11 protein-coding genes and 1 pseudogene are annotated in these 11855 nt (G+C 39.8%); all 12 read left to right on the top strand.

All coding sequences use genetic code 11. From position 1 onward, the window contains the following. The first annotated feature begins 583 nt into the window (after window positions 1–583). A pseudogene (locus OO184_RS23780) lies at window positions 584–1566 on the top strand (IS630 family transposase). 150 nt (window positions 1567–1716) lie between these two features. After that, window positions 1717–2889 carry a phage tail sheath protein gene (locus OO184_RS23775; RefSeq protein ID WP_265381289.1) on the top strand — a complete coding sequence of 391 codons (1173 nt, stop codon included), beginning with the start codon at window positions 1717–1719 and terminating at the stop codon, window positions 2887–2889. A gap of 10 nt (window positions 2890–2899) precedes the next feature. Beyond that, the gene (locus OO184_RS23770) at window positions 2900–3415 is read left to right on the top strand and encodes a phage major tail tube protein (RefSeq protein ID WP_265381288.1); all 516 of its coding nucleotides are present in this window, start codon (window positions 2900–2902) and stop codon (window positions 3413–3415) included. A gap of 84 nt (window positions 3416–3499) precedes the next feature. Beyond that, window positions 3500–3817, top strand: a complete 318-nt coding sequence (locus OO184_RS23765; protein WP_265381287.1) for a phage tail assembly protein — start codon at window positions 3500–3502, stop codon at window positions 3815–3817. Window positions 3818–3831: 14 nt separating this feature from the next. Further along, complete coding sequence (locus OO184_RS23760; RefSeq protein WP_011144425.1) at window positions 3832–3951, top strand: GpE family phage tail protein; 120 nt, start codon at window positions 3832–3834, stop codon at window positions 3949–3951. Further along, window positions 3944–6895: a phage tail tape measure protein gene (locus OO184_RS23755; RefSeq protein WP_265381286.1), complete on the top strand. Its 2952-nt coding sequence runs from the start codon at window positions 3944–3946 to the stop codon at window positions 6893–6895. The genes OO184_RS23760 and OO184_RS23755 overlap by 8 nt, the downstream gene beginning before the upstream one ends. Before the next feature lies 1 nt (window position 6896). Then, window positions 6897–7382 carry a phage tail protein gene (locus OO184_RS23750; protein ID WP_265381285.1) on the top strand — a complete coding sequence of 162 codons (486 nt, stop codon included), beginning with the start codon at window positions 6897–6899 and terminating at the stop codon, window positions 7380–7382. Further along, on the top strand, window positions 7382–8662 hold the full coding sequence (locus OO184_RS23745) for a phage late control D family tail protein (protein ID WP_265381284.1): 1281 nt from the start codon (window positions 7382–7384) through the stop codon (window positions 8660–8662). Before OO184_RS23750 ends, OO184_RS23745 begins: the two co-directional genes overlap by 1 nt. A 72-nt stretch (window positions 8663–8734) precedes the next feature. Beyond that, a complete protein-coding gene (locus OO184_RS23740) occupies window positions 8735–8956 on the top strand; it encodes an ogr/Delta-like zinc finger family protein (protein ID WP_036811072.1) in 222 nt (73 codons plus the stop codon). A gap of 201 nt (window positions 8957–9157) precedes the next feature. Further along, on the top strand, window positions 9158–10264 hold the full coding sequence (gene asd, locus OO184_RS23735) for an aspartate-semialdehyde dehydrogenase (RefSeq protein ID WP_265381290.1): 1107 nt from the start codon (window positions 9158–9160) through the stop codon (window positions 10262–10264). A gap of 165 nt (window positions 10265–10429) precedes the next feature. After that, entirely contained in the window at window positions 10430–10651 is a 222-nt protein-coding gene (locus tag OO184_RS23730) for a hypothetical protein (protein WP_265381283.1), read from the top strand. Window positions 10652–11062: 411 nt separating this feature from the next. Continuing rightward, window positions 11063–11374 carry a hypothetical protein gene (locus OO184_RS23725; protein ID WP_265381282.1) on the top strand — a complete coding sequence of 104 codons (312 nt, stop codon included), beginning with the start codon at window positions 11063–11065 and terminating at the stop codon, window positions 11372–11374. Window positions 11375–11855: the final 481 nt, after the last annotated feature.

Raw genomic sequence — 11855 nt, 5'->3', positions numbered from 1 at the left:
AAAATAGTTTCTTCGCGTGCTTAAATATAGTGAAAATTGTGAAGGAATTTTTAGGAATAAAATCAGTGGAAAACGGTTAATAAATTAGGGGTGAAATGATATTTAAAATTATTTAAAAAAAGTAACGAATTAGTTATTTGGAAAATAAATGATTACTAAGGTGTAGTGTAAAAAATCTAGTCACATTTTGCTTTTAAGTAGACAAGGCTTTCATTTTTAGAGTTTGACTGACAGCATTGGTATCAGTACTGCTATGGGGAAAATCTTTCTATGCTATGAGTATAATAATAGAAATGGAATGGGAATTAATTATTAAAAGGATAAATGAGAGGTTGGCTGATGGCTAATTATGCTCAGGAGTAAAGTGTTGACGGATAAACATCAATGACATAATAAGCATAATGGGCAAAAAGATTCTTTATCAAAAGCCACAATCGGAAAAAACAAATGCTGATATTATATTGTTTAATTACCCACTATTTAAATAACTTTTCAAAATAATAGATCACTTGGAGGGAACTCAGTCCGATTTTTGCGATCTGATCAATTGCGAAAAATCCCAAACCCCAACACGGACTGAGTGATGCCTATCATAGCACCTATACCTCAAGATGAATGCCAGAAAATGAGAAAACTTATCCATAAAACCCGTGATAAGAACTATTCCCGTCGATTAACGGCGTTATTGATGCTCAATGAAGGATTGACAGTGACTTATGTCGCCAAAAACCTTCATGCCGCACGCTCTTCCGTCAATCGTTGGGTTGAGAGGTTTACATTATATGGACTGGAAGGGCTCAAAAGTTTACCGGCTGGCCGACCTGCTGTCTGGGATCTCTCCCCGCTCTCGCTGGAGCCTTGAGCTTATAACTCATACCCTTAATGAATTACTCAACATCTCTCTGACACAAAGTGTTCTCTATCGTTACTTTGCTCAGGTGGGGACTGTCTGGCGCAGAGCAGCGCCAACGGTAAAACAACCCGATCCTGAATATGATGAGAAAATGGCAAAGATCACGGAAGCTAAAGCGAATATCTCAGAAAAACATCCCGTTTTCTATGAAGATGAGGTGGATATTGATTTCAATCCGAAAATCGGGGCGGACTGGTGTTTCAAAGGGCAACAAAAACGGGTTATCACCCCCGGGAAAAAATGAAAAATATTACCTTGCGGGCTGCCTCAATGCCCAAACAGAACAAGTCGCCTATGTTAAGGGAATAAAAAAGAACTCTGATTTATTTATCAAAATGTTAGATGAACTGAATCATCAATATCCCCATGCGGAAACCCTGACATTAATCTTAGATAATGACTGTATTCATAAAAGTCAGAAGGTAAAGGATTGGTTGGCCCAACATCCCAAATTTACCTTGTTGTTTTTACCGGTTTATTCCCCGTGGCTAAATAAAATAGAACGGTTATGGCAATCGCTCCATGAGACAGTAACGCGAAATCATAGCTGTCAATTTATGTGGCAGTTGCTTAATTATGTTGATGCCTTTTTGAAATCGTTTTCATCACAGCAAGAACCAGGAAGACAAAAAATGGGTGTAGCACTATTATGAAACCTTATTTAAAAAATATTCTGGTTAAATACTTAGAAAAAATAGATTAACTACTTAATTTGTATCACCTTCCACACATTTCCCATCACGTGATTTAGTAGACCGAATGCTTCAACATAGCGGAACACCTTAACAGGAGAATCGCTAATTATGGCACAAGAATATCATCATGGCGTCCGTGTACAGGAAATTAATGAAGGCACTCGTACCATTGCAACAGTTAGCACTGCTATTGTTGGTATGGTATGTACTGCCCCTGATGCAGACGAAAAAACTTTCCCATTAAATACTCCGGTCTTGATTACCGATGTATTGAGCGCCAGCGGCAAGGCTGGTAAAACCGGTACATTGTATCAGGCACTCAAAGCTATCGCAGATCAGGCCCAGCCCGTTACTGTTGTTGTCCGTGTAGCACAAAGCGAAACGGAAGAGCAAACCATTACCAACATCATTGGTTCTGTCACTGATGAGGGTAAAAAAACGGGTATGCAGGCCTTGTTGGCAGCACAAAGCCAATTGGGTGTAAAACCCCGCATTTTGGGCGTGCCTGGGTTGGATTCAAAGGCTGTCGCTACTGAACTAGCAAGTATTGCACAAAAGCTGAAAGCAATGGCTTATGTTAGTGCTTACGGATGTAAAAATATCACAGAAGTTATCAAATATCGCGGAAACTTTAGTCAGCGTGAACTGATGTTGATCTGGCCTGACTTCTTGAGTTGGGATGCTGTTTCTAATAGCGAGGCTATTGCTTACGCTACTGCTCGTGCACTGGGTCTGCGCGCTAAAGTCGATGAAGAAACCGGTTGGCACAAAACTCTGTCTAACGTTGGTGTTAATGGTGTAACTGGTCTTTCCGCAGATGTATTCTGGGATTTGCAAGATACTGCAACAGATGCTGATTTGTTGAACAAAAGTGGCGTTACAACTCTTATCCGCAAAAATGGTTTCCGCTTCTGGGGCTCCCGTACTTGTGCGGATGATCCCCTGTTCCAGTTCGAAAGTTACACTCGTACCGCACAAGTGCTGGCCGATACAATGGCTGATGCTCATATGTGGGCAATCGACAAACCACTGACTCCATCATTGGTTCGGGACATTATCGAAGGCATTAATGCCAAATTCCGCGAGCTGAAATCTGGGGGTTACATCATTGATGGCCAGTGCTGGTATGACGAAACAGCCAATGATAAAGACACCCTAAAAGCGGGCAAATTGACCATTGATTACAACTACACACCTGTACCGCCACTGGAAAACATGATGTTACGCCAGCGCATTACAGATAGTTACCTAATGGATTTCGCGAAAAGCATCAACAGCTAAGGGGGCACTGATGGCATTACCTCGCAAACTTAAATACCTGAATTTGTTTAATGATGGCAATAACTATCAGGGAATAGTAGAAGAGCTTACTTTACCTAAGCTAAGCCGTAAGTTGGAAGCCTATCGTGGTGGTGGGATGAGCGGTAGCGCAATGGTGGATTTAGGCTTGGATGAGGGCGCACTAGATGCAGAATTCACTTTGGGTGGAATGGAGTCTCAGCTCTATAAGCAATGGGGGATGGCAAAAGCGGATGGTGTCATGCTGCGTTTTGCTGGTTCTTGCCAGCGCGATGATACTGGTGACATTGTTGCTGTTGAAGTCGTGATGCGTGGTCGCTTCCAAGAGTTTGATCACGGCACTTATAAGCAAGGAGATAACACCCAGACCAAAATTACCGCTAAAAATACTTATTTTAAACTGACATGGGATGGGGAAGTTTTGATTGAAATAGACACCATCAATATGGTTGAAAAAGTCGGCGGAGTAGATCGTTTGGCGCAACATCGCAGCGCTATCGGTCTTTAATTTATACCCTATCTCATCAGGCTATTTATCCATATTAATAACGCCTGATGGGATAGATCTTAATCGGATAAACAAGGTTGAACCATGACAGAAACACTAATTACTCAAAACGATGATCAGAAAACAATTGTATTGGAAGAACCTCTGGTGCGTGGCAATAGTGACATTACGGAAGTAGTAGTACGTAAACCTAACAGTGGTGCATTGCGTGGTGCTCGGTTACAAGCTCTGTTGGAGATGGATGTGGATTCTATGGTGCTGGTTTTGCCGCGCATTACCGCGCCAGCGCTAACAAAGAGCGATCTGCTAACAATGTCACCTGGTGATCTGATCAATCTTAGTGTGGAGGTGGTCAATTTTTTGTTGCCGAAGTCGGTCAAGTCCGGTTCCCAGAACGACTAATAGTAGATGAGTTGGTGGCAGATATTGCCACCGTTTTTCACTGGTCTCCGGCAGTAACAGACGAAATGTCACTGCCAGAATTATTGGACTGGCGACATCGGGCTATCTTACGAAGTGGTGCAGAAAATGAGTAATATACAATTACAGCTGAAAACAGTTATAAGTGCTGTTGGTAAGCTGACCCACTCCTTTAAATCCGTACAACGAGACAGTAAAAAGCTGATGGATTCGGTTTGGAAAATCCAAGGTGAGTTCAAGTTATTAAATCAGTCCGTTAATGGTATCAAGCCTGTTCTAAAATATGCGCAGGAAACTGCGCGGATAAGTACTAGAACTGATCTTAAATTGTTTAATCAATTAATTAATAAATCTCTGTCTGTTCAGAGCAATACGAAAGAGACTGTGCAGATCCGCAATGATTTTAAGTTGGTTAATAAGTCGGTTAGTGAGTTTAATTTTATTCAGAATAATACACAGGGAATTGTACAAACCAGTAAAAGTAAAGGAAATAAAGAAAATCGAGGTTTAATTTGGTTAATTATCAACGAACTTAAGTTATTAAATCAGTCAGTTAATGATCTTAAACCTATTGTAAAATATGCACAGGAAACTACGCGAATTCGCGGCGATATTAAATCGTTAAATAAGTCTATTGATAAACTTCAACCTGTCTCGAATCGTATACAAGGAGCCGTATCTACTAATAATCGGAATAAGGGAAGTAGAAGTAATGGTCACCTTGGTAGGATCCGAGAGTTTAGTGAGCGTATTACGAATACAGGCGAAAAAGCAAAGTCAACAGGGCTTAATATGCTGGAAACCGGCAAAAATATAGTTATGCCGGGTTATGAGTTAGAGCCCTTAATGTCCAGACTTCAGGTGCTCACTAATGTTGGAAAAGATTCTCCTGAATACGTTATGCAACGTAAACAAATTCGTGAAGAGAGTAAAAGCAGTGGGCTTTCAGTTAACCAAGTTGCTCAAGGGCATCTTGCTTATGCTTCAGCGAGTTATACGCCAGAACAGATAAAAAATATGATGCCTGGCACGATAGCCATGTCTCGGGTTAGCGGTATGGATCTAGCTGCTACCGCTGAGATTGGTGTTAATGCGTTGGCTAGTTTTAAGTTACAGTCTAAAGATATGAGCCATGCCAACGATGTGATGGCAGCCACTCTTATTGGTTCTAGAACTACACTGGCTGCTCTGGGTGATGCCATACAATATGTTGGCCCAAAAGCGACATCATTAGGGACTGATTTTGAAACTGTAGCTGCTGCTATCGGAAAACTATCATATGCCAATATTAATGGGGTAGCTGCAGGTGGTGCTTTGGAAGATATTTTAGGGCGATTGGCAAATCCTCCAAAAATTGCAGCAGAGGCGTTGGAGCAACTCAGTATCAAGACGCGTGATGCTGAAGGTAACCTACGGAAATTACCTGATATCTTGGCTGAGTTGGATAATAAAACTCGTTCTTTAAATCAAGCACAACGTGATAATTATCTTAATGCGATTGGTGGTGACGATGCAGCTCCTGCTTTAGACGTGTTGGCTAGTCAAGCCGGGACAGGTGGATTACAGACTGAGATTGGTAAGCTGAAAGGTCCGCAAGTGGATGGGACAGCTCAAAAAGCAGCATCTGAAATAACAAATAACCTTGACGGTGATATTCAAAAACTTAATGCCGCTTGGCGTGATTTGGGTGTTCAAATTTCTTCTGGTGTAGATGGCTCTTTAAGGGGAGTCACTCAGAAAATAACGATAGTTGTTGACAAAATTGGAGCGTGGATGGAAGCCAATCCCCGTCTGGTTTCTACTCTTGCAACGGTCACAATGGCTATCGGTGGGGGTTTAGTCGTATTCGGCACATTGCTGCAAGGAATTAGTCCATTGTTGTCAATGGTGGGAATGGCAATATCCGGTTTCACTAGGCTGAGGAGTGCAGGGGCCGGTTTAGGAACAATCTTTGGTTCGCTAGGGAGTGTCACTTCAAAGGTTATTGGACCAATAGGTAATGCCTTGCAAATATTGGGGAATGTGGGTGTACGGGCTTTAAGTCTTTTAGGTAATGCCTTGCAAATATTGGGGAATGTGGGTGTACGGGCTTTAAGTCTTTTAGGTAATGCCTTGCAAATATTGGGGAATGTGGGGGTACGGGCTCCAAGTCTTTTAGGTAATGCCTTGCAAATATTGGGGAATGTAGGCGTACAGGCTTTAAGTCTTTTAGGTAATGCTCTCAGTATATTGGGGCGCACCATGATGCTTGTTGGCCGTTTAATGATGGCAAACCCAATCCTTGCCATTATTGGTTTAATTGCAATGGCAGCGGTTTATATTTGGCAGAATTGGGAGTCATTAGGGCCTAAATTCACCCAGCTTTGGGAGGGCATAAAAAAATCTGTTTCGGATAAATGGGATGAGATTGTCAATGATGTAAAAAGCCTACCAGAAAAATTTAAGAAGTTTGGAGCTGAAATTATTAACAGCCTATTAGAAGGAATTAAAGAAAAATATAAATCAGTAATAGATAAATTTTCTTCCATTACTGATTGGGTGAAGTCGTGGTTGAAAGGAGACTCAAAAGCTGAAGTCGCGGTAAAAGCATCACAGGAAGTCACTAATAGTAGTACTAGTTCTGATGCAGCTACAGTAATTGCTGCTACTGCCCACGACAAAGGCGGCATTATTCCTGCTGGGCGGTTTGGCATTGTCGGTGAATATGGACCTGAAATTATAAGAGGCCCTGCAAATGTTACCAGTCGGAAAAAAACGGCTGCATATGCTGCGCTAGGGCTATCAGTGGGGGCAATGATGCCATTTATGGCTGCTGCTCAAACTGCTCCGATGCATTTTCAGAGTTTGCCGGTTCATGCTTATCCTGAAGTTCAGGAAAGAGCGGAAAGAAGTCAGCCGCAGCAACACCACGAAGCACCGCAATATCACATTTATGTCTATGGTTCGCCGGGGCAATCCGCACAAGATATTGCCCGTATGGTCAGGCATGAGCTTGAGCAGCGGGAGCGTATGCAACAGGCTCGTTTACGTAGTTCATTCTCTGACAGGGAGGATTTTTAATATGATGGCTGCATTGGGTTTATTTGTTTTTATGCTGAAAACCACACCATATCAAAATTTTCAATATAGACAGTCATGGCGACATGCTTTTAACAGTCGAGTTGGAATACGACCTGCTTGGCAATTTTTGGGGCCAGAGAATGACACTATTACGCTTTCTGGAACATTACATCCCGAACTTACAGGTGGAGGTTTGTCATTGTTGGCTCTCAAGCTTATGGCTGACAGTGGTAAAGCTTGGTCTTTTATTGGTGGCAATGGTGCGATTTACGGCATGTTTGTCATTGAAAGTATCGACGAGACAAAAACTGAATTCTTTTCAGATGGGGCTGCCCGCAAAATAGAGTTTACCCTGACATTACGGCGGGTGGATGAATCTCTATTTGAGATGTTCGGTGACTTGCGGGATCAGCTTTCTGATATTAAAGATAAGCTTCCTGGTATCAAAGATAAACTGGTAAATAAAGTCACGGGGGTATTTTCATAATGCAGAAAATGGGCTGGATTCCTGACTTGAATTGGATGCCTAAACTCGATCTGGTGACAGGAAAAGATAGTGCTCCTGCATTTCTTCTGGAAGTTGATAACAAGAATATCAGTGGGAGTATTCAATCTCGTCTGATGTCGCTAACAATGACAGATAATCGTGGCTTGGAAGCTGATCAGCTCGATATCGAGCTGGATGATGCAGACAATGGGCTAAAACTGCCTTCTAGGGGAAATGTCCTCTCTCTAGAATTAGGCTGGCATGGATCTCCATTAGTCCCTAAAGGTAAATTTATCGTTGATGAGATTGAACACAGTGGTGCTCCAGATAGGCTGACTATCCGAGCGCGCAGTGCTGATTTTCGTGGGGTAATCAACAAGAAACATGAAGAGTCTTATCATGGAAAGATTGGAGAAATTGTTCGTACGATCGCTGCTAGAAATAACTTGAAAGCTTCCGTAGGTAAAGATATTGAGAACATTACTATCCATATCGATCAAACAAATGAGTCTGACAGCAGTTTCCTTACCCGGTTAGCAAAGCGGGAAGGGATTATCGCTTCGATAAAAGATGACAAACTGATCTTTATTCGACAGGGGCAAAATAAAACAGTTAGTGGTAAAGAGATCCCTGTTGTGGTGATAAGTCGTGAGTCTGGGGATAGTCATCAGTTCTCTTTAGCTGATCGCCAAGCTTATACCGTTGTGAAGGCACAGTGGCAGGATACGCGTAACCCAAAGAAAAAACAGACAGTATCTGTTAGACGCGATGAATTAGAAAACAAGCATAAAGAAGAAATCCATTCGAAGGTGGAAGGAAAGGAAAAACAGGAAGGGAAGCAGGCAGGGAAACAGAAAACCTCCATAGAATACATTAAATCGAAGGAAGGAGCCAAAGGAGAGATCCATTTGAAGAGGGAACAGACTACCTCTATGCAATTTTCTCGGTCAAAAAGTGTAAATAAGGAAACGGACTATCTGGTAGGCAGTGAGGATAATGTGTTAGTGCTTTCTCATATTTATTCTGATAAAGCCAGTGCTGAGCGTGCGGCCAAAGCTGCTTGGGAGAAAATGCAGAGGGGGACGGCATCGTTTTCTATTCAACTAGCTCTGGGTCGCGCTGACCTCTACCCGGAAACACCGGTGAAAGTTGTTGGCTTTAAACCAGAAATAGATGCGGCAGAGTGGACGGTAACAAAGGCTACTCACACGATAAATCAAGGAGGTTTTACAACACAGCTGGAGCTAGAAGTAAAAGTTAATGATCTCGATATGAAATGATTGTTCTCTAATTGAGATCTTATGTTATAATGTTCACGTGATGAGATTGTGTATTAAATAAGGGTAAAGAATATGATCAAATGTCCTCTCTGTGGTAAAGCAGCTCATGCTCGCAGCAGCTTTGAACATTCCTGCCAGACAAAAGAACGTTACAACCAATGTCAAAACATCAATTGTGGTGCAACGTTTGTCAGCCATGAAACGTTTGTGCGTTTTATTTCTAAACCAGGTGAAGTGGCGAGTGTTAAGCCTCATCCTAAAGAAAAATCTAAAAGCCAATTAAGTTTGATTTGAAAATTAAAAGCTAGTTGCAGACGTTTTGCCACCGAAAGGTGGCTTTTTTATGTGTGTTGGATTTGTTCTGTACCTTTCTAACTACGTTGCTAAATATCTTGTGAATTAGTGAATAAATTCACTTGCGTCCCTGGTCATATTTTGTCAGCTTTGGTGTAATCAGAATCACTGATCAACACTCACCAAAGTAGGATAATAATGATGAAAAATGTGGGCTTTATCGGCTGGCGCGGTATGGTCGGCTCAGTATTAATGCAGCGTATGATTGAAGAGCGGGATTTTGATGTTATTCGTCCGGTATTCTTCACGACATCACAATACGGACAGCCAGCACCTGATTTTACTGGTCAGCAAGGTACGTTACAGAATGCTTTCGATATCGAAGCTCTTGGTGCTTTGGATATTATTATTAGTTGTCAGGGGGGAGATTATACTAATGAGATTTATCCAAAGTTAAGAGCAACAGGTTGGCAGGGATATTGGATTGATGCGGCGTCAGCACTGCGTATGAATGATGATTCCATCATCATTCTTGATCCGGTTAACCATACGCATATTCAGCAAGGTCTTAATAAAGGCATAAAAACTTTTGTTGGTGGTAATTGTACTGTTAGCCTAATGTTGATGTCTTTGGGCGGTTTGTTTACCAATGATTTGGTTGAATGGGCTTCTGTTGCGACTTATCAAGCGGCTTCTGGTGCAGGTGCTCGCCATATGCGTGAACTTCTGGTTCAGATGGGAGCTCTACATACTCAGGTAGCAAAAGAGCTACAAGATCCGGCATCGGCTATTCTGGATATTGAAAGAAAAGTAACGGATTTTACCCGTAGCGGTGCTATGTCAACTGAGCAATTTGGCGTGCCGCTGGCAGGTAGTTTGATCCCGTGGATTGATAAACAACTTGATAACGGCCAAAGCCGTGAAGAGTGGAAAGGGCAGGCAGAAACCAACAAGATCCTCAATACCGGTAATAATATCATTACTGTGGATGGCTTGTGTGTTCGTATCGGGGCGTTGCGTTGCCACAGCCAGGCATTTACTTTGAAATTGAAAAAAGATATTTCGGTTCCTGAAATTGAGCAATTACTGGCTGCGCATAATGACTGGGTTCGTGTTATCCCAAATGATCGCGAATTGAGTATGCGCGAATTAACTCCGGCAGCGGTAACAGGCACGTTGAATACTCCTGTAGGGCGTTTACGTAAGCTGAATATGGGGCCAGAGTATTTATCTGCTTTTACGGTAGGTGACCAATTGTTGTGGGGAGCCGCAGAACCTCTGCGTCGTATGCTACGTATCTTAGTTTAATCATTTTAATCTATTTGTTTGTGCGAAAATCCACTCGTTATTAGAGTGGATTTATCTATATAGCTCTGTTCATTGTTTCTTTGTTGGTTTATTTTTGTTATTTTACATAATCTATATTAATGATTTTGTGGTTTGAAAATAAGAAATCGGTTTTATAGGGGGGATATGAGGCAAGATAACTTATTGGATTTGAAGGTAAGGGAATTGAGAGAGTTGGCGAAAACTTTATCTTTTCGCTATCTAACTCATAGTAAAATAAGAATGGATTTTAATTCAAAAATAAATCTTTTTGTAGAGGATATATTAGGTCAGGTTCGTATTCATTGTTTATCTTCAAATGGTGCAATTGAATTTATTCAGTTTGAAATAAATCATTTGAAGGAGTAGTATTTCTATTTAACAGCAAACAGAGTAAAGAAATATGCAATAATTGAGAAGAAAAAAGAGAAATAATATGAATCAGGAGCTAATTATATCTATTCAATCATCCGGTATGGATTTTTTATTATATTTTTTATTTATAATAATTTTTTCTATGTTTTTTCTATTTATTAAAAAATACACAGAAAGTAAAAGGAGTATTTTTCTATGTATAATTAATCTTTTGTTTTTATTTTCTTTTTGCACAGATCAATTAATTATATCTAAATTTAGTTATTCCTTGATTCCACCATTTAGATTTTTGAATTTAAATGATGAGATAATAAGAGTAAGTGCGGTGATATTTTCAATTTTAATCATGATAATGTTCCCAAGGAAGTTTAAATGTTGACGATAAATTACCGGTGAAAAACAATAATGGATTATACCGAAATTATTATTTCTACTAAATCATCATGGTTGGATATATTATCCTATTATGTTTTATCTCTTGTTATATTGTTTTTTCTATTTATTCTTAAGATAATAATAGAAGAAAAAAATAACAATCTTATGGTTATTCTTGGTGTTATCTTGGTTCTTTTATTATCTAGTGCTCAATTAATTCTAACAGGATATGAGTGCAATATACCCAATTTTATTAATTTTAAAAGCGAAAGTATAAAGGTTGGTGGTTTTATATTTTCCTTATTGTATATTATTTTAATGCCAAGAAGATATTCTAGATGATTTTTTAAAAGATATAATAAAATGTCAGAATTAATTTAGTTACTGAACTAATTGTTGATAACGCTACAGCTCTGAGTATTTATCAGCTAGAAAAGGAAAAATAATGATGGATTATATTGATGTTACAATTTCCACTCAATCTACTTGGCAGGATGTTTTTCTGTACTATTCTTTATCATTGATTGTTTTGTTTTTTCTTTTTTTTATGAAAATTTTCATAGAGAAAAAATAAGTTATATACTATCTGTTTTTGGTTTCTTTATAATAGTAATGTTTGGTTCAATTCAATTATTTATTGTTAAATATGATGGTTATCATGAAATTATATCAATCTTCATTAATTTAAATAGTGAGGTAATTAGAGTGGGTAGTGTGGTATTTTCTGTTTTATATGCTTGCATGTTACCGAGAAAATATGGGGATTAATTTAAAATTAAATGGTTGTAAAATTAATTTATCAATGGATAGAGTAAGTTTTAAG

It is taken from the genome of Photorhabdus aballayi, from assembly GCF_026153155.1.
Classification (GTDB): Bacteria; Pseudomonadota; Gammaproteobacteria; order Enterobacterales; family Enterobacteriaceae; genus Photorhabdus; species Photorhabdus luminescens.
Note: the sequence above shows the minus strand (reverse complement) of the source record. Positions and strands in the feature narration are given on the sequence as shown.